This window comes from Sphingobacterium sp. UBA7625 (assembly GCF_002484085.1).
Classification (GTDB): Bacteria; Bacteroidota; Bacteroidia; order Sphingobacteriales; family Sphingobacteriaceae; genus Sphingobacterium; species Sphingobacterium athyrii.
Genome location: NZ_DLJD01000003.1, coordinates 13839 through 40316 on the forward strand (window position 1 = coordinate 13839; position 26478 = coordinate 40316).

The 26478-nt window shown below is 36.3% G+C and carries 22 protein-coding genes; 13 read left to right on the forward strand and 9 right to left on the reverse strand.

The annotated features are described in order from the left end of the window. The first annotated feature begins 22 nt into the window (after positions 1 to 22). The 4 genes from B4G94_RS00200 (at position 23) to B4G94_RS00215 (ending at position 4768) form a co-directional block, all read left to right on the forward strand. Positions 23 to 1798: a right-handed parallel beta-helix repeat-containing protein gene (locus tag B4G94_RS00200; protein ID WP_286856432.1), complete on the forward strand. Its 1776-nt coding sequence runs from the start codon at positions 23 to 25 to the stop codon at positions 1796 to 1798. Between the two features lie 480 nt (positions 1799 to 2278). Further along, positions 2279 to 3091 (forward strand): hypothetical protein, encoded by an 813-nt coding sequence (locus B4G94_RS00205; protein WP_286856433.1) that lies wholly within the window; start codon positions 2279 to 2281, stop codon positions 3089 to 3091. A gap of 96 nt (positions 3092 to 3187) precedes the next feature. Next, entirely contained in the window at positions 3188 to 4234 is a 1047-nt protein-coding gene (locus B4G94_RS00210; protein ID WP_286856435.1) for a putative phage abortive infection protein, read from the forward strand. Between the two features lie 216 nt (positions 4235 to 4450). After that, complete coding sequence (locus tag B4G94_RS00215) at positions 4451 to 4768, forward strand: C-terminal helicase domain-containing protein (protein ID WP_286856436.1); 318 nt, start codon at positions 4451 to 4453, stop codon at positions 4766 to 4768. Between the two features lie 535 nt (positions 4769 to 5303). Here B4G94_RS00215 and B4G94_RS00220 read toward each other — a convergent pair. From B4G94_RS00220 to B4G94_RS00250, 7 genes are all read right to left on the reverse strand, one after another. Continuing rightward, complete coding sequence (locus B4G94_RS00220) at positions 5304 to 6851, reverse strand: reverse transcriptase domain-containing protein (protein ID WP_286856437.1); 1548 nt, start codon at positions 6849 to 6851, stop codon at positions 5304 to 5306. Between the two features lie 345 nt (positions 6852 to 7196). Continuing rightward, positions 7197 to 10403 carry a DEAD/DEAH box helicase family protein gene (locus tag B4G94_RS00225; RefSeq protein ID WP_286856439.1) on the reverse strand — a complete coding sequence of 1069 codons (3207 nt, stop codon included), beginning with the start codon at positions 10401 to 10403 and terminating at the stop codon, positions 7197 to 7199. A 6-nt stretch (positions 10404 to 10409) separates the two neighbouring features. After that, entirely contained in the window at positions 10410 to 10841 is a 432-nt protein-coding gene (locus B4G94_RS00230; RefSeq protein ID WP_286856440.1) for a hypothetical protein, read from the reverse strand. Position 10842: 1 nt separating this feature from the next. Then, a complete protein-coding gene (locus B4G94_RS00235; protein WP_286856442.1) occupies positions 10843 to 11280 on the reverse strand; it encodes a helix-turn-helix transcriptional regulator in 438 nt (145 codons plus the stop codon). 1 nt (position 11281) lies between these two features. Beyond that, on the reverse strand, positions 11282 to 11803 hold the full coding sequence (locus B4G94_RS00240) for a hypothetical protein (RefSeq protein WP_286856444.1): 522 nt from the start codon (positions 11801 to 11803) through the stop codon (positions 11282 to 11284). A 35-nt stretch (positions 11804 to 11838) separates the two neighbouring features. Next, entirely contained in the window at positions 11839 to 14787 is a 2949-nt protein-coding gene (locus B4G94_RS00245) for a DNA methyltransferase (protein ID WP_286856445.1), read from the reverse strand. An 8-nt stretch (positions 14788 to 14795) separates the two neighbouring features. Next, complete coding sequence (locus B4G94_RS00250; protein ID WP_286856446.1) at positions 14796 to 17639, reverse strand: SNF2-related protein; 2844 nt, start codon at positions 17637 to 17639, stop codon at positions 14796 to 14798. A 446-nt stretch (positions 17640 to 18085) separates the two neighbouring features. Between B4G94_RS00250 and B4G94_RS00255 the strand changes: the two genes are divergently transcribed. The 6 genes from B4G94_RS00255 (at position 18086) to B4G94_RS00280 (ending at position 22616) form a co-directional block, all read left to right on the forward strand. Beyond that, complete coding sequence (locus tag B4G94_RS00255) at positions 18086 to 18688, forward strand: Mu transposase domain-containing protein (RefSeq protein ID WP_286856447.1); 603 nt, start codon at positions 18086 to 18088, stop codon at positions 18686 to 18688. Between the two features lie 18 nt (positions 18689 to 18706). Then, entirely contained in the window at positions 18707 to 18895 is a 189-nt protein-coding gene (locus B4G94_RS00260; RefSeq protein ID WP_286856448.1) for a hypothetical protein, read from the forward strand. After that, the gene (locus B4G94_RS00265) at positions 18895 to 19470 is read left to right on the forward strand and encodes an ABC-three component system protein (RefSeq protein ID WP_286856449.1); all 576 of its coding nucleotides are present in this window, start codon (positions 18895 to 18897) and stop codon (positions 19468 to 19470) included. Before B4G94_RS00260 ends, B4G94_RS00265 begins: the two co-directional genes overlap by 1 nt. Next, entirely contained in the window at positions 19458 to 19985 is a 528-nt protein-coding gene (locus B4G94_RS00270) for an ABC-three component system middle component 5 (protein ID WP_286856452.1), read from the forward strand. The genes B4G94_RS00265 and B4G94_RS00270 overlap by 13 nt, the downstream gene beginning before the upstream one ends. After that, positions 19975 to 21900, forward strand: coding sequence for an AAA family ATPase (locus tag B4G94_RS00275; protein ID WP_286856453.1), 1926 nt, complete (start codon positions 19975 to 19977; stop codon positions 21898 to 21900). Before B4G94_RS00270 ends, B4G94_RS00275 begins: the two co-directional genes overlap by 11 nt. Positions 21901 to 22154: 254 nt before the next feature. After that, positions 22155 to 22616 carry a hypothetical protein gene (locus B4G94_RS00280; protein WP_286856455.1) on the forward strand — a complete coding sequence of 154 codons (462 nt, stop codon included), beginning with the start codon at positions 22155 to 22157 and terminating at the stop codon, positions 22614 to 22616. A 346-nt stretch (positions 22617 to 22962) separates the two neighbouring features. Here B4G94_RS00280 and B4G94_RS00285 read toward each other — a convergent pair whose 3' ends face one another. Next, positions 22963 to 23337 carry an HIT family protein gene (locus B4G94_RS00285; protein WP_286856456.1) on the reverse strand — a complete coding sequence of 125 codons (375 nt, stop codon included), beginning with the start codon at positions 23335 to 23337 and terminating at the stop codon, positions 22963 to 22965. A gap of 193 nt (positions 23338 to 23530) precedes the next feature. After that, positions 23531 to 23911, reverse strand: coding sequence for a winged helix-turn-helix transcriptional regulator (locus tag B4G94_RS00290; RefSeq protein WP_108633473.1), 381 nt, complete (start codon positions 23909 to 23911; stop codon positions 23531 to 23533). 183 nt (positions 23912 to 24094) lie between these two features. On the opposite strand from B4G94_RS00290, the gene B4G94_RS00295 reads away from it, so the two are divergent. The 3 genes from B4G94_RS00295 to B4G94_RS00305 all read left to right on the forward strand — a co-directional run bounded on the left by B4G94_RS00295 (position 24095) and on the right by B4G94_RS00305 (position 26334). Next, positions 24095 to 25054 (forward strand): NADP-dependent oxidoreductase, encoded by a 960-nt coding sequence (locus B4G94_RS00295; protein WP_286856457.1) that lies wholly within the window; start codon positions 24095 to 24097, stop codon positions 25052 to 25054. 17 nt (positions 25055 to 25071) lie between these two features. Next, positions 25072 to 25518: a nuclear transport factor 2 family protein gene (locus tag B4G94_RS00300; RefSeq protein ID WP_286856458.1), complete on the forward strand. Its 447-nt coding sequence runs from the start codon at positions 25072 to 25074 to the stop codon at positions 25516 to 25518. A gap of 66 nt (positions 25519 to 25584) precedes the next feature. Continuing rightward, on the forward strand, positions 25585 to 26334 hold the full coding sequence (locus B4G94_RS00305) for an SDR family NAD(P)-dependent oxidoreductase (RefSeq protein WP_286856459.1): 750 nt from the start codon (positions 25585 to 25587) through the stop codon (positions 26332 to 26334). The last annotated feature ends 144 nt before the right edge of the window (positions 26335 to 26478 follow it).

The window sequence follows — 26478 nt, forward strand, 5'->3', positions numbered from 1 at the left end:
ATACACATAAAAACAAAAGAATATGGCAAATCAATTTTTAGTTAAAGAGACAATGGCAGCTATGCGCGGCTTATCTGCTACAGAGATCACGGGATTACAAACTGGAACTTACGAGGGTATCCAGTTATTAGGCTATTATGCACAAGGGGATACCCCAGCACCGATTATTTATTATCTAGCCCCAACGACTCCTGATCCGGGACCGGACGATGGCGGGAGTGTGATTTTAGTTGTAGGAGCGAAGCTTTATCACATTTTTAATGGTGAATTGGATGTTAGATATTTTGGTGCGAGGAGTGAGAATGCAAACAACCAAACTTTTATTCAAAATGCGCTGAATTATATTGAGACCAATGAAGGTTGCTCCCTCAGTTTACCTCCCGATCAAATTTTACTTGTTTCTACTAAATTGCTTGTAGCCTCTTCAATAGTTATCAATGGTAATAATGGAACAATCAAATCAAATACTATTTCATCCGATCTGATTGAATTTGTTGCAAGCTATAATAAAGTTGAGAATTTAATTGTCGAGGGAAAATATGTAAGCAATCAAACAGGAGATCTCGTTTTCAGGCAATCAAATAATAATACCATTACCAATTGTATTTTTAGATCACCGAGCAATGCTGGAATTTTATTTGAGAAAAGCTCTGGCAACTTTGTCCAAAATTGCCGATTTGAGGATAAATCTTATGGAATCTTGCTAAGAGATTCCTTTAATAACAGTATCACGGGTAATTATTTTACCAGGGGGCGTACACGAGGCGTATTAAATTCCTCTGGATACGCAGTCATTCCCCTTGGAGACGGTATTAAAATGAGTTCGGGAGCCACCACTTTCGATAATCTAAAAGGAGGTTATAAGACTATTATTTCTAATAATGTATTTGATAACGTTTGGCGTGATGCGGTGGATATGTTTACAGATGGGGAGGACATTGTTTTTTCAAATAATATTGTTTTAAAACCCGAAGCGTTGGGAATGGATATAAAGACAATTTATAGAGCTAATCCCGATGATGGAACTTCAATAATAGATACTCGACAAACGAGGAATATTACTATCTCAGGGAATTATTTTGAAGATTGTGGACTTACAGACTCAGATTCATCTGCCATAAGTATTAAACATACCGAAGAACGAGAAGGGGAATTACATTCTATTGAGAAAGGAGTCCATAATATTACTATAGTCGGGAACCAATTCCATCGAGGTAAAAAGACGGCTATAATTATAGGGTATTCGCAAAATGTGCAAATTAATGGGAATTTATTTAAGGATGTTCCGAAGGAAAATATTCACATTTATCGGGAAAGTCGTCATGTGGTCATTGCAGATAATATATTTGACACGAGTCATTCTACATCATATCCTATTTATGCTACTCAGAATGAAAATTACAAAGACATAAGTATTACTGGGAATATTTTAAAAAATATAAATGCTTCATTATATGGGATCATCTGTTATGGAAAAGATATTATGATATGTAATAATAGCATAAGTGGGTTTGCAACCAGTATTTATTTGGATAGGGCAGAGGATATACAGATCATGGGCAACAAATTATATGATGCAACTACTCAGGCCATCAGACTTGCTTCACAGAACTATACCATTAAGGATGTACAGATCTTTAATAATAAGATCAGAACATCAGCTAGAGGGATTTTGTATAATTCAAATACTTCGGATATCATTTCGTCAGGAAATGTCTTTAAAGATTGTACCGCTGGTACAGAGATAAATATTAATCTCGTCACAAATTATCAGTCGTTTGGAAACTTTACTGTCTAGATTTGAAAAAGTAAGCAGCTTTAATCTGTGAAGATTTTTATAGATGAGGTAATTTTAGCAAAATCAATGTTTTGATCAACATTTTCGATAAAATGAACAATAGCTATTTCAGATAACGTGCTTATCTTTATATAAAGACAAACTACATATAGTTTGCGGCTATGCAGACCAACTCACTAGCCAAATTGCTTCCCTTTGCCGGTTCGAGGGAAGCTCTTTTTGTTTGAGGCATCAATATGGCTTCAGAAAAATAAAACGACTTTCCGATCCTTCCCATATTCTTTTAAAATGATAGCCAAGAAGAAACTATAGGCTTTTACTAGTATAGGTGATATCGCTATAAGGATATTCTAGAGACGGATAAATTTTAATTCATTTTTGAAACAAAATAAATGGAATATTTTTTATCTTTAAAAGTGAGTTTTTAACTCAGTAAGCCATTTGCTAACCATTTTAGTACTTAAGTAGATTTAAATAATTATGAAAAGTTTAATTTTTTCTTTGATCACTGGGATCCTAATGAGTTCGAATCTTGTTGCCCAGACTAAAAATAACAGGGATGATATTGATAAAAGAATCAAAAAAATGAAAATCCAAAACGAAAAAGATCGTTCATTAATTGATTCACTAATTCTTGTTAAAAATCAGCTTGACATTGAAAACGCTCTATTAATTGAAAAAAAAATAGATTCGTTGAAGCAGTTAAGGGATGAGATACTTGGAAAAGATGAAGTTAAAAAAAATCCTAAATTATCTTTTGTAGTTGGAATAGGGTATTCAAACTCTTTGAATACTTTATATAATGCTCCAATAGTAAGCGACTACGACAATAAAGTAAAAATAGAAAAGGGACAAAAAGCAAGGCTTTCTGCCAATTTTGGAATTGTTTATACGCCTTACAGCTATCTTATTACTGATCACGAAAATCCAGACGGTTATTCTGTTCCATGGGGTATTTCATACGTAGCATTTTTTAATCCACTCTCTTTAGTAAGAAACTCAAATCTTGAAGAGAATTTTAACTTAGGTAATTTCGGATTAGGTGTAGGCTTTAAAACAGCTTCTGGTATCGGGATTTATGCTGTAGGAGAACTATTTTCCATAAAACAGCCGAAAAAGTGGTTCATAGATGAATTTCAGAATGGAGATAAGGAATATAAAATAAATGGACAAATCCAAACCTCTTTTAATGAGTCTGATAATAAAATATTTACGAATAAATTGATCCCATCTTTGGGAATAAAAATCTGCTACTCATTTGATCTTATCAGGAGCTTTGCTAGCTTAAAATAGTTTTTTTATAATGGACATGGGGCAATAATATCTTAATTTCGAAATATAAACTTTATTCTAGGCTATCAATAATTCCAGTAATATAATAATGATTTTATGAAAAAAAAAGACAAAATAATTAAGGACCTACATTATGTTTTTCATAACCATCTTATCATATTTTATAGTTTTATTGGTGTACTATTTTTCTTGTTTGTTTTTTTTATATATTTCAGAGTCCACTGGGGATATCTAAGTAACACTGAGGGCCAAACTAAATCTTTATCACCCAAAGACGTGATTAAATTCCCACTTTCGGAAAAATTTGCTGATTCTATTAAAGATAGTGCGGAAATACTAAGCCAGAATGCCAATTTGATAATTGGAATAGTGACTGCTTTTGGAGTAGTGTTTACCTTGTTGTTCCAACTTAGAGAAAGTAAAAAGCAGAATTTCAGAACTAATTTCTTTGAATACCTTAAAATTCATAGAGAGAATATACAACAGATAGAAACACGAGGTAAGAGAGGCCATGACGCGTTTATTGACATCTTAAAAGAGTTAAATTATGTTTATACAAATTTTCCTTCAAATACGAATTCATATCAAGCTTATAGACTTGAATGGTCATATCTATTTGTTTTTTTCGGATTAGGTAGGACGTCAACTCCAATTGTTAGAGAGTATATTCAAAAAAAATATCCTAACTTTAACAATGAGGTTGATGAAGTTATTAATTATTTAACAGATTTAAAGTCAAAGTATACTGAACACAATTTTTCTAGAAAGATTAATGTTTTAGGATATACTTTTAGTGTTAGAGAGAGGAGCTCTGAGTATAAATTAAAATGTATTTTAGATGGCCATCAATCTGATTTAGGCCATTATTATCGTCATTTGTATCAAACGATAACCTATATAGATGAATTTCCTACTCTTTACTTTTTTGAACGATATAATTATGCGAAAAATATCAGGGGCCAATTTTCAAATCATTCTATTGCTCTTTTTATCATTAATGCATATTCTCCGTTGGGAAAAATCTGGATAGACGAAAAATTAATTGAAAAATATCATCTGATTAAAAATCTACCTGTTTCTCTGCTTATCCCCTTTGGTAAGGATGTTAGAAATGATTTTCCTAATATAGAATTTGAGATGTAGACGATTTTAATGTCTAACCTATGTGTGCGAGTATAATCTGAAATAAATATTGGGTTGAGTAATATTTCCACTAACCAAATTATTGGATAGCGCACGTATTATAGTCAAGAACAGTGTATCGAGAGCCTTCCAGTATATACTCCCAACTTTTTATACATTGAAATTTTACGGTTTTCCGTTAAAATATATAATCAAAAATTACTTAAGGATTTTAGGTTGCTATTAAATGTTAATTTTAGAAATAAGTCTGAACAAGAAATTAATATCATGATGCGTTCATTGAGCCCTGTTATCGGTATCAGTGGTCAGAGTAGGCGCAACCGCAGTCTTGTCGCGGCCCAATTTCGCATGCCCGGATTTCCCTATGCATTGGTTGCCACTGATATTTTGAGAGAAGGAGAGGATCTACATACCTATTGTCAGAATATATACCACTATGGAGTAGCCTGGAATCCAAGTGACATGGAGCAGCGTACGGGGCGGATTGACCGTATCAATTCGATGAGCTTTCGTAAACTGAATACGAGCCAGTAGTTGAGCTTTCCCAATAAGCTACATGTGTTTTATCCCTATTTAAGTCAATCTTTTGAGATCAATCAGGTTTCTAAATTGTTGACCAATATCAATCGGTTCACCGAAACTTTTAATGCTATCGGTGAAAAAAATAATTTTGACACCAGCGCAGTCTTGACGAGAAAATTACAGATAACTCCTTGCCTCCGCAAATAAAACATAAAATAGTCGCATTGTATGACGTGGATAATTTTAAAACTGATTAAATACAATTGAAATATAACAATTTGGTATAACTGCGCTATCATCTAGGGTGAGGGGTAGGGAAGAACGCGTTGCCCATTCCGATGCGGATACCCATCACAGAATTTATAGGATATGTGCTAATACTCCAGTTGATCCAATAATACCGCCTCCTAGCAATCTATAAAAAGCGCCAAAGGTGCTTCATTCCAAATTGCCAGTTATGCTGCATTGTTATTTACCATTTACAAAAGGTCTTGAACGTTTAACACGCTACGTTCTCTTTTATTTGTTACAGTAATCAAAAAGTTACCTAAGACATTATAAGTTTGTTGAGCACAGTCCAGTGTCGCTTAACCTGCGTTCTAATTTTTGCCTCTTTAAATATACTATCAGCTTTATATACATAAGACAAAAAGTTTCCCCAATTATAACGTTCCGTTGGAATAAATTTCTCAGGATTGGATTTATCTCGAATATAAAGTCTTGTCCGTTTTGCACCCAAATGGCTATAACGCTTATACAACCTGTTTTTAAATAATTCTTGGGGCACACCATTGTATAATTTAGAAGCATAGTGTTTTCCTCTTCTCGTGCCCCGTTTCAGTTTCCTGTAATAGCTAGAAAGACTAGCACTTTTTAATCGAACCGTACGGCCATCAAATTCAAATCCTAAATAGGTCAGCTTCTTATTATAATTTATGTCTTCGGAAAACTCCTGACCTAAGGAAATACCACCTGTTTCCCTGTGCAAATGAAAGGTTTGCGTCTTTTTTTCTTGTATTTCTAATTTACGTTCTTTGATTGCTTCATATACATTATTTCTAATATCAACGTATTTATCTCTAGAGCACACAATAATAATATCATCACAATAACGTCGATATAAACCATTAACACCAATTAACGTCGAAATTGTTTCATCAAACGGTATCATATATATGTTCGACAATAAGGCACTTATCGGGGTACCTTGCGGGATACCAAAATTTCGAACAATCTTTTCGCCCTTTTCATTTAATTTAAACTTGCCATCGTCATTAACTTGATAACGCTTACTTTTTATCAAATCTTTACTGTTTTTAAAAAAATCCTGACTTGAACAAAATGATACAGCATTTTGATTCCGTAAGTATTTTATCGCAGAGACTCGCTTAGATCGACGTCCTAATGTCTTACCAACATTATTATTTTTTTCTGTAATTATTTGATCTTGGTATCTTGTGAACAACTCAACTAGTTCTACATAATTAAAACGAGTTACACTTTTGTATATATTAAAATGAGCAGGGGCGAGTTTATCAACGTTTAATAGTTTACACCATTCTTTGAGCAATAGCTTGTGGTTTAGATTATCAAAAAAACTCGATACATCAAATGTCATAACAACAAATTGATCATGATCGAAATGGACAATATAATCAAATACTTCTTTTGCAAAGTCAATGGTACATTTATTAACTTGTGTGAGTCCCCTAGAAGAGTTAACCGGTATTTGACGATAGGCTAATACAGTTTCTTGAAAAGAAGCTGTTGAAAGGAATCGTTCGTATCGGTCATTTATCTCCTGTGTATAATAACTATATATTGCGGAATCCAAATGACTTGCATAATATAACTCCCGCGGCTTAACACTAGCAACGCGTAATCCTTCATTTAGGACTATGCCCGTATTCTCACAATATTGCTTACGAAACCTCCGAACTTTTGAAGTTCTATGGATAAAAGGTAAGAAAGAGTGTGTAGATGTTTTGGTTTGAATGTAGTTTAGCACCCAAGAGCGGTCCGACATTGTTAATGGAAAACCTATATGTGGGTATCGCTTCAATTTAAACCAATCTTTCTTCTTTTTCTCTTTCATACAAAAAATAATAAAAGTGGGCAGCCCCGGTGGAGCATTCCGATAGAGCTCTACATGCATATATCGACTCAGTTAGGTAAACCTAATTTTGTCGCTCCTCTATCTGGGTAGTTCAATATTATACCTATATTGCGACATGATGATAAACACCACTAAACAACAGAAGCTCAAGATTCCTTCATGGGTATCAGTTCTAGTATTGGGATTTGTTCTCCTATCTAGTAACTTTATTCCAGGGATTCCTTTGATATTAGAAATTACCTAAACTAAAATGTTTTGGGTTACCCCGCAATTCCAGCAAAAAACAGAAAACGTAGAACTCAACGATTACTGCCCACTAATTTTTTACAGCAATATACTCGCTATATAACTATTTGCATTTTCCTTTTGGAAATAAACATGCGCTTTGTTAAAATCTTCAATACCCAATGTATCTTTCCATTGTACCTCCAGAAACGATGTATTTGAGACAATAAATGAATCAAGCTCAATCTCAGCATTTGCAACCTGTGGTTGAATTTTCTCTTTCAATACTTTATGGAACTGTATTTTCGGGTCGCTGATTCCCCTAGAGTTACGAATTCCCTTAGGATCTATGAACTTGATCCGCTGTTTGTCACCCCTGATCACCCAAAGAATAAAATCAGGATAAAAGTTATTTCCATCTGTAAAGAAACCCAACCCCTTTTTACTTTGATTGCGCAACACATGAATTTCTGCCTCATTCATTATGCTGGAATTCTTCGCGATGAAATCCACCAAATCGTCCAAAAACTGCTTCTCCGATGCGTCTAATGCTATTGGAGATACTTGAATTTGATTCTGATAATTTTTACCGACATACACCAGTGGTTTGTACAAATGCAATAGGTTATCAAATGCACTCGCCTCCGTCGCAATTTGTATGCTTGAAAATGCCGGTTCTAATACCGTACTTTTCAATTCCTCGACTTTATTCTTGTATTGCTCAATATCCTCTTCGGTATTCAACCGAAAATCATATTCCAATACAAAATTATCATCCGTACCATTCAACAAAACAGCCTCAACATGATCTGAATGAAATTGATTCTTGTAGAACAAGTAAAATTGCTCAATATACTTTTTCAATAATGTGATTGCTAGTTCTTGCCAAATTAGGACATGGCTATATTGGCTAAAACCTAATTTAGACTCCGGTATATAGAGCTTGTACCAAGCGTTTTCTTTCAATATCGTCTTCAATGGAGCTAAGTCAACTGCCAAATTGTAATAGCCCTTGTCTGATTTAAAGTTCTGAATATTCAGGTAAATGGCATTCCAGTCCAGCATGGACAAATGACTTTCATTTAAATATCCTTGATACTTCGATATAGCTATTTTAGACGTCCTTTTCTCCAAGACATCAATCTTAGGATACCAATCGATCTCCACCAGTTTCCCGTTAAACAATTGCTCCTTGTATTCCAATGGAAGGATGACTTGCTTCTTGAAATTTTCTGAGTCTTTAACCGTGATCAGCTTCAGTTTATTCTGCTGGACGATTTCTTTTTGGACTGTTGGGACCTTGATCGTTATCCATGACGAATCGTTGACCGGTAAACCTTCCTCTTCCAAAAACTGTTTGAATTGTTCCATATAGTCGGCTTTAACACCGAAAATCTGTAAAGTCTCCAAATGACGGAGTAAAGACCTGAGTTCCTTTATATTGTTTGGTTTTTGATAGTCATCCAAACTGGTAGAACGTTTCAACGAAAAATCATACCCTTTTAGCCGCACACCCCGTCCGAACAATTGAATAATCTGTGAACCCTCACTTTTCCCGACATTCATCAAGCCCAAAGAAGAAACACGCCAAGACGACCAACCTTCGGAGAATTTTTTTGAACCAATCAATAAATTAATGGTGGACGAATCTTCGTTTATTTGCTTGAATAAGGATTCCGAAAAATCTTTCTCTGCACCTACTACATGATTATTTATAGCAAGCTGATATAAGCTCTTTTCGTCGCCGACATTGATCACACCAAAGTAATCGCTATCTCCCACACGAAGCCCCAACTCGCCATCAGCACCTTTCAGATTGTCTAGATACAGATTCGCACCAATGGTTGTGTTGTTAAAAACCAAGGTGTTTATCTGGGTAAAAATAGTCGCTGCATCCAAGTTTTGACCAATCAAATAACTAAATGACGTTTCAAAAATGGAATAGCCATTCTTGTCTACCAATCCGGCTTTATTGTGGATAACTGCATCAATGTTTTCAATCGATTCTGTTGGATGCTTGAGAAAATCCGTTAGGAAATAGATGATCTCCAGTACATCAGACACATCTTTTCCTCCTTCTCTGCGGACGGCATTGACTTTACCACCTACAAAAACCCAAAGCGGCTTGTGCAATAGAAAATCCCGTAGATTACTTTTTTGCTCTTTGAACAATAGCTGCTGTTGAAAGAAAGAAACCAGATTAGCTGTAAGATATAGCTTTCTATACGTTTCATCATCCTGTTTGAGGTTCAGAATGCGGTAATCCTTCCCATAGCCGTCTTCATAAAAGTATTTGTAAGAATAGTCAAACAAGATGCTTTTGGCATATTCTTGGGTAAATTCACTTTTCTTCGTTCCCGATGCTGCATTTATAGCCTGGCCAAACGTGGCCGAATATTCAAAAGCAAATCCGGTCTCGCTCAATTTATCCCGAAAACGCTTCCACGAATCGCCGGACATCCCACCATGACCTTCATCAATCAAAACCAAGTTATCGGTTTCAAAACTATCCACCGCTACTGTTTTGTCACCACTGTTCTCTGCTAATTTAGTGATCTCCAACACCTCGACTTGCTTGCCCGAAAACATCGCCGTATCATTCCTCGAAAAACTGTTGGCTCGGATGTCCGATTGTTTAAATTCCTCTAAGTGTTGTTTGGACAGTCCTTCGTTGGGTGTGATGAGCAGCACTTTATTTTGATGATGCTGATTGTACTGATTGGCATAATGCAGATACTGCTTGATGTTCACATGCATGATCAACGTCTTGCCTGAACCAGTCGCATTCCAAAATGCCAATTTGTTCAAGTCTTTCAGTTCAAATGACTTTGCAAGAAATGTATCTTTCGCTTTCTTACTCCCGAGCTTCGCGATTACCTCATATTGCTTCTGATTGAATGTAACCACATATTCATTCAGATCGGCCAAAAGCTTCACTTTGTTTTGGAAATATTTGTCCAAATAAATTTCGGTGAACAATAGGGATAGATACTGAAAATACTTCCATGTAATTAGCTCACTGCGTTTCTCTGATATTTGCCGGGTATATCGAACAATGTTTTCATCATAGGTTTGTAGCATAGTAGGCGTTAAATATTCCGAACCGTACAGATGGCTAAGCATTGCCTGTAGGTATTTTGTATTGCCTTCTTCGGTTAAACCTTCGTTGATCGAATACTTTAATTCGGCAAAAATCTCTAAGAGCTTACCATTCTTCTTGCCCATGATTTTCTTTCCGATACTGTCTATTCCAAAAAGAGACAGCATGTATTTATTCAATACGAGTTTATCGTGGAAATTTGCCATATATATTTAGATTTCTACAACGATATCGTCATTGAACATTTTATCGACATTGATTAGCCCAATCAGGAATTTATTGAACTCAGTATTCTTCGTATTGGCATACAAAACTCCCCTTGCTGTTCCAGTAGCAACCATGGCTAAATGTTTCCCAAGGCCGCAAGGCAAAATCAATTTATCTTTTTGTAGCAATCTACTGAACGCTTCTTCTTTAATTTCAAAATAACAGGTTATCTCTTGTTTTATTAAGGGGAGGTCATTCTTATTCAATAAAAACTCCATAGATACCGCAATCACATTGTTATCTATATCGATACCGAACCCAAATCCAATCTGTTGCTGAATGGGGGCATCGACCACGAGCGTATCTTCAAAGACAGAAAACTGATTTTCCTCTACCTTTACAATTTTAAAACGAATCGGCAAGTTCTTTTTACTCATATTAATTAGCTATAGCGTACGGGTTTTCATAAACTGTATTCTCGTTCATCGTGATACGAGGCACTAAGCGCTTTCGAGTAATCGAAATAGAATACTCTTCTGCATGTGTAAACCTTAGCTCTTGCACAAGTTTTCGATCTTTCTTAGGGGCAACAGCAATCAATTCCACACACAAGACTTCACTTAAACCCACTAAAGTTTCTAAAGTGAAATTCTCATTTCCTTTCACCCATTTATTTACCTGCTGGGGAGATACGGACATTTTTTTAGCTAAATCTTTTTGTTTCCACCCCAATTCGTCCAATCGCTCTAAAATCTCAAAAGCAATCAGATTAGACAACTTGCTATATCTTTTATAAGCAAGCCTCGTTTTGGCTCTTTCTACCGATTTAGTTTCTTCTTTTGAAACTAAAGCCAGAAATTTTTCTTTGTTGGTCATCTTAATCTTCGTTTAAAAATTCAAAAAATGAATCTTCATCAAAAATGCCTTTACTTTCTAAATAGTCTTTTGCACTGTCCAATTTGCTTAATTCTTCTCTGGTGTGCTCTCTATCTTCCATGAGATGATGAAGCTTAATCGCCCCACCTGTTATTACAAAAGTATCTTCATCTATCCGAATAGCATAAATCCTAAGGTATGATTCTCTTCCTTTTTGTAAGGACAAAACTTTTACTTTATATTCTTGATTGTGTAGCGGTTTAAAAAACTGTGACAATGATCTATCATCTGATTTAGTTATTTCAACTAATGTCTCATCAATTAAGATCGCATCATCCATTATTTGTTCTGAAACCTTTTTTACATTTTTATTTTCTGGAATATCGTTTTTATTTGCCTTAACAAAATCATAAACATATTCTGCATTGTACCATAGATCCATCAATCGATCATACTCATTATCCAGCTCTCCTTCATAATGGAAAGCAAATAATCGATACGCAAATATATTGACAATTTTCATTAAATCAACTTATAAGTTTATTTTTCGCTCAATCTTTACAATTCTGAGATATTAAACATCTGCTTGAAAAAGGTTTCTTCAATCAGTTTTACTTTGAACCTGTCTTCGCCTGTGCGGAAATTCTCAAAATGGTGATCGCCATTGATGTAGATCTGATCGAACTGCTGTGAGCGAAGCCCATCGTACAACTTGCGGAATACTCGCGCTATTTCTTCTTGCGTGGTAGTATCTAGATTGCACCAGATAATAAGCGTTTTCTCTCCAGTTCGAGTTTTACCTTCCACCAGCTTGATGTCATTGACTCGCTGTACGCGATCGACATACATACCGATCAGGTAGTTGAATGTCTCGACCAGATCGACCTTAGTCGGTACCAACTCGTTGTTTTCCGTCACGTTCAATCGGTAATCGAAGGGATTGCGGAACAACTGCACGTCAAACAAATGGTCTTTCGTCTCTACATCCAGCATATAATGGAGCAAAAACTCCTCCTGCGCTGCCTCAGTAAACTGCAATAAAGCAGCTTCATTCGATTTCTTAATTTTCAGATTGTTCAGCGTGTCTTCATAGCTTTCTAAGACTTGGTATTTGAATAGCTGTGAGATTCCCTTTTTATCCTGTGGTTTTCCATTTTTCCAGGTGTCCGAATAGATTACTTTTTGGATGCGGGGTTTGGTAACCGTATTGAAATATGTCCCCATCTCCACTAAAATATATTTGCGTTTACCTTGGTCTTCACGGTTGAGTTTTATCGTGGCGTGGCCTGTGGTGCCAGAGCCGGCGAAGTAGTCGAGAATCAAGGCGTCAGATATACTTTTGGTTGTAAGCTTTAAGCAGTTCGTAACTAAATTAATTGATTTGGGAAAATCAAAAATCTTTCGACCTAAAATACCAATCAATAATGTATTGCCATAATTACCAGCATCATATTCGCCCCCATTCCAAACTGTTTTAGGTACGTTTTGCTCATGTGTCACAAATAAATCGTATTCTCCGTCTTTCTTGATAACTGCAATTCTATCTAAATTTTCATTAATTGAATCCAACCCGAAATTCCAACGTCTTTCTACCCCCTCCTGATCAATCGGGTAAATCGCAATACGATTATTTTGTAAAACAATATTTTTACTTTTAGGATGAAAATCGTCATTTGGAACTTCTCCAACTTCGACGATCTTTCCGTCTTCTATTATGATAGGGTAAAAAGACAATTTTCTTTCTATTCTAAGTGAATTTTCACCCCATCTTCTCATTTTTCGAGGCTTATCGTTTTCAGTTAATGTTCGCTCAATTACTTTACTTTCACCTTCTGGTGTCAGGAAAATTGCATATTCATGTACTCTATTGAAATCTTTTGTTATCGATCCTTTAGGATTATGAATTACAGTGACTCTTGATTGCCTGTAATTTGAATAAAGATCATTACATAAAATACTTAAACTTGACACCTCAGTATCATCAATGGCTATTGTTTTAACGGCTTTGGGATTTAATAACCGTTTAGCAAAATGCATTCGATCATTGAGTAGCGAAAGCCAAGAAGACTTCTTATAATCATTTTTGTATAATATTGGTGCAGAATCTGTATTATATGGAGGATCAATATAGTTATAATTAATCGACTCCGAGTATTTTTCTTCAAGCAGATTCAACGCCTGAAAATTTTCCGAATTCATTAACAAACCATTGATTTCCTCATCCAGATTATCAAATTCGCCTATCAGCCGGTCTTTAAATTCTTCAGAAAAGAATTTGGTATCCAAGACAAGGAAAGGTTCGTTTTTCAACGCGTCGGCTCCGCTCAGCGTGACGTCGTATAATGCTTCCCACTCCTTTAGTTGAGCTTCGTTAGCTTCGATCTCTGCATAATATTTCTCTGGGATACGATCTAAGGTGATACAGTAATTTGTACTGACCACAAACTTCTTTTTGAGCCATAGTTTCTTTTGGAAATTCTCTATTTGCGCCAAGAAAGCGATGATTTTTGTGGCTACCGTTTTTAGAGCTTTAATTTTTGACAGCTGTGCTGTGAAATAGGTCGGGTTTTCGGTGTTGATATCGTCAATATAAAGTACCTCATTTTTTATATAAAAGTCCAGTTCACGGTGTAGAAATGCGCCCAAATCCTTATGGATAAAGTAATCAAAACTATTTCGGGAAATAAAATCGTCCAAATGCTTTTCGATAAGCGTACGATTCTTCTTTTTCTCCGTAGGTGCTTTGTCAAACGCCAATGCAAACGCAGCCGGTATGCTTGCCTGTATTACTTCCAAGGCTTGCTCTGCCAATTCGGCCTGTTTGATCGTCTTTTTATGTGGTTCGTAGGTAAAATTGATGTATAGTTCATCATTGACTACTTCCAGTGCTTGCTCCTTGTATATGGCAAAACGACGCTCGGCATCACCTTGTGTTTTATTGTTGTTCTGCTCGGTAGAGGCTTCTTTCAATTGAAAGTACACTTTCTTTCCATCACGCAATTTGAAGGCGTAGTTCTTTAAATATTCGGATGTTTTGATGTAGTATTGATCGTGGTTTGCCCAGTGCAGTTTTACTTCCTCGCCTTCGTATGGAATGGCGTACACATCTTTTTTGTAGCGGCGCATGGAGATAAAATCTCCTTCCTTGTAATACCGTTTGAAGAAACTCGCCAAATGGGAGAATACTTCCTGTTCCAACGCGTTGGTATCGATGGAATTTTCCAACCTGCTCTTCAAAACAATATAATTGGGAGCTGTTTCACGGGATACACCTGCGGCATCCAGCGCTTTGCCCATGCTTTCCAGTTCGCACTGTAGATCGATGCCGTCTTTGGATTGTGCTGTTGCCAGTATTGATTTGATGTCTTTAGGCAATTGCCGATCTATAAAGTCCATCACCTGATCTCGTTTTTGGTTTATTATGCGATAAATCCCAAAATCGAGATCCGTCTTATCCATTTCAAACAGTTCTTTAAGTACGTCTTGCAGTTTGCTATAGTTGCTCATTTTTGTCGTTATATCAGTTCAAAAGAAATGGTAAATACCTCTTCTTCCGTGATTGTTCTGTTTAATTTGTTTTTGGCATCCTGGATCATTTGATCGCGTTCTTCGTTTATCTTATCCTCCCGATCAAACATCTCCCTTTTCAGTTTGCTTACTTTTCGTTTAGCCTTGGCCAAGTCTTCTTGCAATTTCAAAGCTTCGCTGGTAGACAGACCTTCGCGCATCGCTTCTCGGTCTATTTCTTTTTCAACTTTTCGGGCCTCTTTTAATTCTTCTTCCAGGAAAGCAATTCGGTCATCTGCCCAATTGTGAAATTTCTTGAATTCACGTTGCATCAAGAAAGCATCTGTATCCTCAAGATGCTTTAATCTTTGGCTTTTATTTTCCAGATGGATGTCTTCGACAGACAAGGGATTTCCTTTATTGGAAACATCCACCCAAGAAGGCAAGCCTAAAATAAAACGACAAATATCGTCATTTAAACGTTCATTTGCCATAGTTACCCCCGAAAAAAGCAGTACACTATGTGTTTCTATCTCCGAAGAAACTTCAAGGTTACTGATTTTAATTATACCCGACTTGGATTTTAAATTATTGATGTCGCTATAACTTGCTTTAGATGAGCTGAGATCAAATCCAAGGTGGGTAAATGGTGTATACTCCTTCTTTCCCTGTTGAATAAGTTTTTGTGCTATCGATCCATGGACCAGAAAACGCTTCGCGTCTTCACGGAATTTATTCAGAGTATATTTTTCGCCATTGTCCAAGACGAACGTGAAATCATCGTAGAGGAATTGTGCTTTGTGGTGTAAGTAATAGCGCGTGACCTCCCAAAGCCATTTTTCAAACTTCTCAATAAATACTTTGGTTTCCGACAGAGTAATTTTAAGTTTTTCGATTACACTTGCTTCAAAATGGTCAAAAAGTTTGGATTGGGTATGCTTTACTTTCTCGTCTATCTGGTCTTCAAATTCAGCTTGCAGCTTCGCAAAATAGCTTTCTATCTCTGCCTTGGTACGGCATTTTTCGTAGATCTCTATAATTCTTTTTTCGAAATCCACACCACTTTCTATTTTCCCCAGCACCTCATCTGAGGAGCCAAAAACACCTTCAAAAAGCTTAAATTTTTGTTCTAACAACTCAAAAACTCGCTTTTCTACCGTATTTGACGCATTTAAAAAATTGACAACTACGACGTCGTACTCCTGACCGTAACGATGGCATCGGCCGATCCGTTGCTCCACACGTTGAGGATTCCAGGGGAGGTCGTAGTTGACGATCATACTGCAAAACTGTAGGTTAATGCCTTCTGCTGCCGCTTCCGTAGCGATCATAATAGCATAGCAATCATTCTTAAACGTATCGACCAAAGCTTGACGAATATCCACGGCTTTGGAGCCAGTAATCTTTCCGGCATTCTTGTCGTCCGCCAACCAGTCTCTGTAAATCTGGTTCGATAAGGGATCTGCATTACTGCCATTGAAAAGCAAGATCCTCCCAGCATATTTCTCCTTGGACAGGCGTTCAAAAAGATATTGTTGCGTGCGCGTGGATTCGGTAAAAATCAGGGCCTTTTCTTTTGCACCCAACTCGTTTAATTTTTCAAAACCACGGTGTAAAGCCACTAAAAGTTTTTCGCCTTTTTCGTTATGTTGAATACTGGTCGAAAGTAATAAAAATTCTTCTAATTGTTTAATTTTAGCCTCGATGGCTATCTTATCATCAATAGTAATTTCATTTATCTCATTCGTTCCTCCTTCGTCGATTTCGTCGATTTCATCATACAGATTTTCATATTCCTCAAAAAACAGTTCATATAGATCATCTTCTACGATTTTGGAGTTTTTTAAAATATTACGTAAGCGTTTGATCAATGCTTCCAATGTACGACTAATGGCAAAAGTAGAGGAGCCTAACAATTTGAAGATAACCGACTGCATCAGGTGTTTCTGAGCCGGAGGAAAAGCATAGGTTACCTCTTGTCTCAAATAGTCCAATACCTTTTCATAGAGCTCTTGTTCTTCTAGTGTAGGCGTAAACTGTTGTGTTATCGGGATACGTTCACGGTAATTGATAAACTCCTTTACATCTTTACGCAAGGTACGATGCACGACATCGCCCAGTCTATCTTTTAATCCGTCAATATCTTTACTTCCAGACTCTAAAATATAGTTTTGTCGGAACGACTTGATGTCTCCAAATATTTCGGGGTCAATAAAAGATACTAAGCCAAATAGCTCATCCAACTTGTTTTGCAACGGGGTAGCCGTCAACAGTATCTTTTTATAATCTCGAATAGCGTCTTGAATGGTTTGTGCCGTTACATTCCCATATTTATACGCGTTTCGTAGATAATGCGCCTCGTCCAACACCACCAGATCCCAAGACGTCAACCGGATTTCTCCTGCTCTTTTTCGGGCAAATTGATAGCTACATATTTTGATGGTCGCTTCATTATCAAACGGATTCTTAATACCAGCTTTTGACTTTTTGTTATAAGAGATGTTATCGAGGACTTCTGTTCTTAGGTAGAACTTATCTTCTATTTCATTCGCCCATTGTTTCCTTAAGGAAGACGGGCAAATGATCAATATTTTTCTCTTTCCTTCTGCCCATTTTTGGCTAAGTAGAATACCAGCTTCTATGGTTTTTCCCAATCCAACTTCATCTGCTAGAATAGCCCCTTTAGAATATGGCGACTTAAATGCAAATAAAGCCGCTTCGACTTGGTGTGGATTCAATTCCACCTTGGCATCCATCAATGTCGCACCAAATTTTTCGGGACTATCTGCGGTAGCTTTTTTCGACAACTCAAAAGCAAAATATTTTGCTTGGTAAGAATTTATTACGCTCATCTGTTTGTTCGAATTCAATATTCTTTGATATCAATTTCTAATAATACAGCTATCTACGAGAATTTATCCAAATTCGGTTGTACTTCATTGGTACACCAACGGGCAAACTGTTGCTCCATTCTTGTCAGGTTGCTCGTCTAGCCATTTACTGTTTCAGCCCTGTTCTACATCTACTACTTTCAATCTGTTTATTGGTTTTTTCGGCATGATATTATTTTTTATGTAAATATACTTAATCTTAATATAATGTATTTATTTCCGACTTGTAAATTTGGAATTATTTTGTTTTGAATATAGCTAGTTAAAGTGAGAATACTGAAGTATTTGTGGCTATACCGTGCAGCCAGTACACCTATATCCAGGCATGCAGGAGCCAGAAACGCGAAGATATGATATCCTGTTGCACTGCGTCACTTCGTTTTTATGGTGGATAGTCCAAAGCGATAGTGTCCGACAATCTAAAGTCTGCCGTCAATAGATCGAGCAGATATGAAGCGGACATCAATCGTAGCTTCAAGGACTTTGCCCGTTATTATAACTGTGTCATCAACCCAACGCGTAGTTACTCTCCACAGGACAAGGCGCTGGTCGAGAATGCGGTGCATCTGGCCTACCAGCGTATCAATTACCCATTACATGAAATGACTTTCTCCTCGCTGGAAGATCTCAATGGAGAAATTAAAGTACTACTGGAGCGTTATAACAATCTATTGTTCAAACGAAAAGAATCGAGCCGTATCGAGCTCTTCCAGTGCATTGAACGAGAATATCTCAAAGCCCTTCCCACTGATACATATGAACTGAAAGATTACAAATGGACCAAAGTACAGAAGATGGCTTACGTATACTTTTCTCCCGAGAAGTGTTATTATAGCGTTCCATACCGGTATATCGGAAAGGAAACAATGGTTCATTACACAAGGAGCCGCGTAGAGATCTTTCATGATTATTGCATATTCCGCACCATACTAATGCCTATAGTTGGTACCAATATTAAGATAAATAATTGTAGATTATTCATGAAATTGAGTATTTTTGGACTTTATTAACCTTGATTGATTTATAAAATGAATTTTGACGAAAATACAACCAAGATTATTCTTGCAGCTATTACGGTTCTAGTTGCGTTAATTGGAGCATCATTTATTGCAATTAAAATTTCAAAGAAACGTTCGAACGATGTTAAACAAGAGAACATTACGATTAATGGATCTGGAAAAGTTGTTGGTGGAGATGATAAGTCAATAAATATATAATGTTTGGTCCTGTTCAAAAGGGTAATGTCGTTGAGGGTTCAGGCAAAATAGTTGCGGGAGATGATCATTCCAATAACAACTATTTTCCTAACTATACTAGGGAGACTAAACTATCCAAATTATTTGATAGGTTAAGGGAGGTTTTTAATGAAGATAATCGGATTGATGATGTACATGATGACTTACAGCGCTATCTTTTAGATCGCGATCAAATAGGATTAGAACAGAAGCTTATTGATGGTAACTTAAGGCATTTATATGACGATGCTGAATGGCTTAAAGAAGAGTACTCTAAAAAGTTAACTAAATATGTATTTTATGAGCCTGCTCAACATATTCATGCATATTTATTAGCAATAATAATTGAGAAATTTAGAAATTTGATTTATCCCTTGTTTCGGAATGGATGTAGTGAAAGTGAAATTTTAAGGACGATTTCCTGTGAAATTAATGACCCGTTATTGAAAATAATTAGTGAAGAAGGATGCAACGATGTTATGGGACTAAACTCAACAGATATTGATGGAATGATATACTTTCTTACTGGAAGATGTCACATAAGATGGAAGTCATGATAATTTATCACCCCGCATTTGATCTTTATCATTCGGTTTATCGAATGTTACAAATATTAACGCACTTTAAACGTGACGAATATGTTGAAACTGAGAGACTAAGAATTTGGGATTTCTATTTACTTTTTCCTGATAAAATATCCTCCATTAAACTAAAGAGGTCCGAAAATGATATTAAAGAGCTAATTAAAACACATATAAGGAAAGAAAATAATCCATATGATTTGTTGTTAGACACCAGGAAAATTTTTGAAAAAATAAAGCCATTTCAGCTTGGTGCTTTGAAGTGTTTAGCATCATATGGAATAATAAATAAGGATTATTTAGCTTTGAATAAAGTTACTATTGTGTCTAAAGATATTTTAGCTACATATTCTTCTAAATTTGAGCCTCTAAGTGTGAAGGAGAGTAATGCAATAAGTCTCTTGACCTCACATTTTTATTACATGTCACTATATGGAGTTGACGGTTTGAAAGACCGAACACAATTATTAGAAAGCAAGTATGATGCATAATAATTTATTTTTAAATAGGCTTATTATAATTACTAAAGGAAATAAGATTGCCTATGATCAAAAATTTCATCATGGGGTTAATATAATCCATGGTGACAATAGTAGTGGTAAATCAACTATATCTCATTTTATTTTTTATGTATTGGGCGGCTATTTTAATGATTGGGTTAAAGAAGCTAAGAGGTGTAGGATTGTTGTCGCTGAAGTTACTATGAATGAAGCCACATTCACCGTAAAGAGAGAAATTAACATCAACCCCGAGACAAATAAGGGAAATCCAAGTGAGCCCATTTTTATTTATTGGGGACCTCTGGAAGAAAGCCGGGGTAAAGTCAAAACTGAATGGCAAAAATTTAATTATAATTCTACCACTGAAAAGAAAAGCTTTTCAAATGTTTTTTTTGAGAAATTAGACTTGCCAATTGTAAAGACTGATAGCAACATTACAATGCACCAAATCTTAAGGCTTTTATACGTTGATCAAGAATCCCCAACTAGCTCACTTTATTTATATGAACAATTTGATACTTCTTTGATTAGAGAAACGGTATCAGATTTATTATTAGGTGTTTATAGCCAAGATCTTTATGATGCAAAAATTAGAAAAATTGATGTCGATAAGGAGCTGGATGAATTAAAGAGAGAAATTAAAGTTATAAAAAGGTATGTCACAAATGAAATAAACCTATTTCCAGCGCATTTATTAACTCAAATAAAAAATAAAGAAGTAGAAATTCAAGCGATTGACGAGAAACTTTTAGAGCTAACGGAAAAGAATAGAACTGTTAAATATACCGCGAAAACAAAGCTTGCTTTTGAAAAACTTAATGATGAGGCTATTAGCCAAAGGAATATTGTCGCAAACTTAGAAACAGAGGTTAGTGAATTAAAATTAGATATTGAAGATTCCAATTTTTTTATTGAAACTCTAGAATCGAAAATAAAAGCAATCAAAAATTCAATATTGACTAGAGAGTTTTTGGGTGATTTTCCTTTGGATTATTGCCCAGAATGCTTATCCGATATAAAAGCTACTGAAAATGCTTCACTGTGTAAATTGTGTAAAACTTCAGTAGATCAAAGTTCCGGAATAACGCAGGCAAGAAAAATTGAACAAGAATTAAGTTTCCAAATTAAAGAGTCCAAAAATCTAATGGTTAAAAGGGACAGACATTTATTGGAGATCACAGCAAAGTTGGAATCAGAAAGAATTAAACTTAAACAAATTCAAATCCAGGTCAATAGTACTTTAAAAGATGTTAAGTCTATACGAGATGAGAAAATTGATAGTTTGTATGTTGATAAAGGGTTTGCTGAAGGAGAAATATTGCAATTACGAACTATGCTTGAAAACGCTGAACTTTATCAAGAGCTAATTGATAAAAAGAATAGTTTGGAAAGTGAGAGCGAATATTTAAAGGTTTTTATTGAAAAGGAGGAAGACCGTCAGGACAAAACTAAAAAATCAATTAATAAAGCAATTGAGAAAAAAGCACTTTACCTTTTAAATAATGATTTGGATAGACAACAAGACTTTACTACAGCTAAAGAATTCCATATTGACTACCGTAATAATATCGCCTTTATAGCTGATAAGGATGCTAAATATTCTGCAAGTTCAAATTTTTATTTAAAAACTACAGCAAGGTATGCTATATTTTTTGGTTCATTAGTTATGGAAAATATGAGATATCCTAGATTTATTCTTTGTGATAATATGGAAGATAAAGGAATTGAGCCCAAGCGCGCCCATAATTTCCAAGAGATAATTATCAAAGAAGCGCTTAAATACAATAAAGATTCATACCAATTAATCTACACTACTTCCTATTTACCAACGGAACTAAATAAAGTAGAATTTATTGTAGGAGATTATTACACAAAACATAATCCAAGTCTTAAGAATATTGTTTAAAGTATAAAAAGGAGTGGCAAACTTCTTTTTATACCGATTATCAAGTATGGAAATACCATAGCAGTTCATAAAAAGCAATCGTTGGGCTTACACCAGTGTTTTGAAAAAACTTTCTACCGCGCTATTGTAATCTTCCCTAAAAACCGCTACACAAATAAATGTAGTTTTTTATAAATTAGGGACAATGAAAGAGAGCAATTTCAGCGAGTCACAAATCAACCAACTTATCTATGCATTTTAGTATCGCTTTAACAATGGACACTAGGGCAGGAGGTAAGAGCCATATCCTAACGAATCTTTCGATCTATTTGAAAGAATGTTTTAAAGACAAGGATTATGGTACTGATCTTCTAAACTATACGCTAGGTTTTACCAGCGTATTGGCTCCAGAAGGATTTGGACATTTTTTCGAGAAGAAGAAGCCGTTATATGTTTCTGATAGGACAACTAAGAATAGATTTACAGGCGAGCAACACCATATGTACAGACTATTCATAGATAATATAGTAATTGAGCCTGATGAGTATGAAGATTTTGTTTCAGGAACTGATCTTCATAGTTTGGAAATCGTTAAAGCCAAAATATTAGAATCTTTATTCAATTTGGATCGTTTACCTAAAATGGTGAAAGATTTTGATAAAGAAAGATTCAGAGTTGATATGGTGCATCTACTTGCACAAACAGATGATGAACATATCATTTTTTCTCAACCTTAAATATTATCCCACAAAAAATTGCGATAGCGGAATACATCAACGCAAATCTTAGGTTCCAAGTATTCGACAATAGAAAGCATGTTATGCAAATTCCAATTACTGTTAGTGAAATCAAAATCGGTTTTACCCATTTTCTATTGACTTTGTAATGATCCAATAGAAAAAATACTACTACATAAGCGAACAAAGTAGGTAGTGAAAGAATAGTACCGCCGATGAATATATAAGGAAAAAGCCAAAGGTCTTTATAAATTACATCGTCGTCAAACAGTCCAAATGTCGGAAGTAAGAATGCAGCTAGCAGTATAGTACTACCCCAGTGCAAAAATATATACGACCACCTCATCTAGTAACTCCCCTTACTCGGTATCACATGCCGCACACCACCTCTAGGATTTTCCATGTCTCCAATATAACGAGGGATCAGGTGGCAATGAAAATGGAACACCGTTTGTCCGGCAGATTCACCGCAGTTCATGCCGATGTTGTAGCCATTGGGGGTGAACTCAGATTCTACCAAGGATCGGGCTAGGCCGATCGCATTATCTAAGTCAGCTTTTTCATCAGTAGTGAGCTTGAAATAATCCTCACGAAGCGCTTTGTTAATAATTAATGTATGACCAGGGCTAACTGGAAAGCCATCTCGGATCAAGAAGAAATGTTGTGTTTCTCCGATTTGTTTGTCGGTTGGTAGTTCTAAAAAGTTTTTTATACTGCTCATGGCTAAATTTCTATAGCGTTTTTTTTTTCATCATGAAATAGAGAAGGAGTTTGTACTTAATCTATTATAACTCCAGTTTTATTTTGCCACAAGTGATTTTGCTTTTTTCAATGCGTCATCAATTATATTCATCAACAATTCTATGTTCGAATCAACTTCTTCCTTTGGAAGCATAGGATCTGCAGATCTTTATTTAAAAAATTGGTGTTTTTTGTTTTTGCAACCTGTTCTCTTTAATGATGAGTTGTTTATGTTGCTTACCCCAATCAATCATTTGCAATATCAAGTTGCCATAGGCTTTGGCGTGCTCGGTAAACTCATATTCAATGATAGTCGTGAAGTCAGGGTCTACTTTTCGGGTAATCAGCATATTGTCCTCGAGCTCTTTCAGATTTCGGGAAAGCATTCTTGTTGTGATACCCGGAATACTGCGCTCAATATCAGTAAATCGCTTGTTGCCGCAACAAATTGAATAGATGATCGGTAGCTTCCATTTACCACCAATCACATAGATGGTATCCTGTAACGCCTGTACATCATCTTTATCTATTTTAGTTTTTGCACTTTCAGCCATTATATGTAACCTAATATCTGTGGTACTAAATTAAGTTTTTTAGTTCATTTAAGCAATTTGTGCCCCTATTGATCAAAGTGTTTAAGGTGGGTTTGTAGCCAGTGGGTATCATCGGTGATAGTAATTCCATATCCCAGTAATGAGCATAGTAACTTTGTGCTATAAATAAATTTTGATTGCACAATGAAAGCAGTTATTTTAAAATCCCAGGGAGGCACAGAACAATTGATGATGGCAGATATCCCTATACCACGTCCCGGAAACGGTGAGGTACTTATAAAGGTTCATGCCATAGGCATCAATCCGACTGATGTGTATGCTAGGCGGGATAGTCGATTGGATTATATTTTCAATGGAGAATCACCGAAGATCCTTGGATGGGATATCTCTGGGGAGATCGTGGAGATAGGAGCGGATACAGCACATTTCAAAGTAGGTGATGCGGTATTTGGTTTGTTGAATTTTCCGACCTATACGACACCGGGACATGCCAAAGGCTACGCCGAGTACGTGGTGGCAAGTATCAATGATATCGCGCTCAAGCCAGCGAATATCAGCTATGAAGAAGCCGCCGCAGTACCAATGGCTGCATTAACGGTGTGGCAGCCGTTGAATAAGTTCAGGATCAAGCCTGGTGACCGGGTATTTATAACAGCAGCCGGCGGCGGTGTAGGCCATTTCGCAGTTCAGCTCGCTAAATATTTTGGGGCTTATGTTATCGCATTGGCATCAGGCGCTAAAAGAGAGTTCGTCTTGGGATTGGGAGCCGATGAGTTTATAGATTATCAGACTACCAATTTTCTTGACATCCTGTTTCCGGTTGATTATGTCATCGAAGGACTACGTGATGAGCATATTGCTAAATCTATGCAGGCGCTTAAGAATGGTGCAACCTTGCTTAGCCTCTGGGATCATATCGTAGACAGTAAGTGGGCAGATTTGGCTGTTCAGCGCAATATTAATGCATTTTACAATAACGTAGTATCAAATGGACAAGATATGAAAGCACTTGCCCGATTGTTGGAAGAACAAAAATTAGTGCCTCACATATCCAAGCGATTTGGACTCGATGAAATCCCATTGGCGCATTCGGCGATAGAAAGCAATCATACCACAGGAAAAGTGATTATCAAGGTTCTCTAAACACAAGAATTTCGGATATGAAAGATATAACGAATATAAACTATATACTGGCTGTAGACGCAATTAAAGATTTACAAGCCAAATACTGTCGATTTGTTGACCAGAAAAATTGGGATCAGCTAAAGGGATTATTTTCACAGCAGCCAACATTAACTTTTTATGCGGTTGATGGATCTATCTTATATGAATTTCATAGCAGTGATCAATTCATTGAAGCGTGTAAAACAATTGAGGAAGCAGTTTCCATCCATCAAATTCATCATGCGGAGATACAGCTGATCGGAGAGACACAGGCTAAGGCTATAGTGGCCATGGAAGATCGGATCTATTTTGATGCAGACAAAGAAAGTCCATTTAAGAAATTTCACGGATTTGGCTTCTATTACAACCATTATGAATACGTTGACGGGCAATGGAAAATTCGTGAGGTCAAATTAAAAAGGCTAAAGCTGGACATTACCTAAGGACCAATTTACTGCCCAGATATATCCGTTTAATAAAATTGGAGTAAAAAATTAAATTCAAATAAGATGTCAAAATTAAATGAAAAAGTAGCGTTCGTTACCGGTGGAACACGTGGTATGGGACGTGCCATCGTGGAGCGTCTAGCAAAAGAAGGTGCTACAGTTGCTTTTACCTACCTAAATTCTGATCAGGTAGCACAGCAGATTGTAGACGAGATAAATCAAAATGGTGGCAAAGCATTCGCAATCAAAGCAGATGGTTCACAAAAAGGAGCAGTTGGCAGAGCAATTGAAGACACAGTAAGTCTATTTCAGAAGATAGATATACTGGTGAACAATGCTGCTTTATCGGTGGGAGGTACTATCGAAACGTCTGACGAAAGATCGCTCGAATACGATCGCCAAATCGATGTAAATATCCGTTCGGTGACCGAAGCCGTGCGTACTGCGCAAAAGTATATGCCAGATGGCGGGCGTATCGTAAATATAGCCTCCGTTGGCGGTATCCGGATCGGAGGGCCAGGTTTATCAGATTATGTTGCGACCAAAGCTGCTATTTCTGCATATACGAGAGGATTGGCTTGGGACTTAGCACCTCGACAAATTACGGTCAATAGCGTAGAGCCCGGAGCGACGGATACAGATATGCTACAAAAAGCAGACGAGGCTGTCCGACAACATTATATGAACGCGATACCTTTAAAGCGTTTTGCACAGCCAGAGGAGATCGCAGTGCTAGTTAATTTCTTGGTAGGGGATGAAGCAGGATATATTACTGGAAGCAGTTTTACCATCGATGGTGGTATCTCCGCTTAAGGAAATAGCATCTACTGAAATATAAGTATTACGCATTTCGAAATAAAAATGCCGCCTGATATTAAATAAGGTGGTATTTTTATTTCGAAATGCGGTTAATGATGTAGATTGCCAATAAAAAAGCTTTACTCTATTCTACACGAA